Source organism: Caballeronia sp. EK (genome assembly GCF_014384845.1).
Lineage (GTDB): Bacteria > Pseudomonadota > Gammaproteobacteria > Burkholderiales > Burkholderiaceae > Caballeronia > Caballeronia jiangsuensis.
Window position 1 is genome coordinate 1 of sequence record NZ_JACSUE010000070.1, and the last position, 1,669, is coordinate 1,669.

Sequence of the window (1,669 nt, forward strand, 5' to 3'; positions counted from 1 at the left end):
CGGCTATGGGCTCAAAGACCTGCCCGGCGGAGGCGAGCAGCTCGTTTCCTCACTGGTCGCGACAGCGATTAATGAAGCACGCCATCTTGATCCAGAGGAGCTTGATTGGGAGATTCAGGCTGCAGTGACTAGACTGAACTCACAGGCATCAAAAACCGTGCAGTCGGAGTCTCCGAGTTCGCAGGAGATTTCTTTGCAGACCAAGGTACCGCCCGGGTATTGGAAAGAGCCGCTGCTCGTACTTATCAGGTCAATCGACAAGCTGCCTGAAAACCAGCGGCTGACACGCTTCGATCGGGTCCTAGCTGCTGCTGAACAGCTCAACCCGGCTGACAAAGCCCGATTGCTGAGCGCCCTCGTCGGCAAGATCGGCTGGCTGCCCTTCGAATCTATGCAGGAGGCCTTTGAGCGTACCTTGAGTACGGTTGAGCAGCTCAGCATCTCACACCAAGGTAAACCATTGGTCGCACTTGTGGAAAAGATCGATCGCCTTCCTTCAGCATCGCTGGAGGCAATATTTCATCGTATCCTCGCACATATTAAGCAATCCAATGCACCGGACAGAAGCATCGCGCTAGGTAGACTTGCAACCAAAATCGGTTGGCTGCCTCAGGAGAAGCATTTCGCGTCGTACCAAGAAATCTTCGATGCTGTTGAGCAACTTGACGATTGCGACCGAGGTAAGCCCTTGAGCGAAATCGCGCGCAAAGTCGAACGCGTGCGCGGATCGTTGCGATTTTTTGATTTTGGGCGGGATACCTTTGATCGCTTCCTGGGAATGGTGAAGCAGCTCAGTCTCAATGACAGGCAACAAATCGGCAAGGTGCAAGCCGACGAACTTAGAAAGAACATGGATCCATCCCAATTACCGAGCGCCTTAGAGGACTTGGAGTTGCGGCTCGGAGTGAGTTTGACCGACAACGAGAGGGAGCCAAGCGAGGCCCGCTCCCTTCAGTAGGGCAAATGGGCTCTAGCAGCCTGTTGAAATATCCCTTCTTGAACAGGCGCCCGCTCATTCGAAAGAGCCACCGCGGCGTAGAGTCCCAACCAATTCGATGCCGAACTTCGTTGATTCAGGTGCTGCTAATGTCGCATTCTTCTGCACCTTTGCGCTCATGCCGCCCGGGCGGCCAGCGTTCGCATGCGCGTCAGGTTGTAGGCTGCCTGAGTCAGCAGAAAGAGTTGGTCGACGCGCTTCAGACCTCGATACATCACCTGCCGAATCCTCCCGACTGCCTTACTCCAACCAAACACCTGCTCAATGCATTTGCGTTTGCGCTGACCGATAGCGTAGCCGGGCCATCGCGTCGTTCGAGCATCGATGGCGGAGCCGCCCGCGCGGCCGACGTTTTGTGCCACGTGCGGCGTCACATTATTCGCGCGGCATGTTGCCACGAAGCCCGACGTATCGTAGTTTTTATCAGCGCCGACCGAAATGGACGTACCGGCGACTCGCGCGGCGTCCGCAAGCATCTGCGCCGCCGTGTTTCGCTCGGCCGTGCCGTTGGCCTGCGTGACCTGTGCGTTCACGACCAGGCCATGCCGATTATCGGTCAGCACGTGACCCATGTAACAAAGCACCGCGCCCGTGCCGCAACTTTTACGAAACAGTCGCGCCTGAGTGTCCGTGCTGGATTCATGTGTGTCGTTGCTACGCTTCTCGCCGCGC

The 1,669-nt window shown here is 56.7% G+C and carries 2 protein-coding genes; one reads left to right on the forward strand and one right to left on the reverse strand.

Annotated features, from left to right (window positions below; all coding sequences use genetic code 11):
• The coding region (locus IAG25_RS41080) for a hypothetical protein (protein ID WP_187609887.1) at nt 1–958 on the forward strand (958 nt) is incomplete at its 5' end.
• A gap of 155 nt (nt 959–1,113) precedes the next feature.
• Here the strand turns inward: IAG25_RS41080 and IAG25_RS41085 are convergent.
• The coding region (locus tag IAG25_RS41085) for a transposase (protein WP_187609888.1) at nt 1,114–1,669 on the reverse strand (556 nt) is incomplete at its 5' end.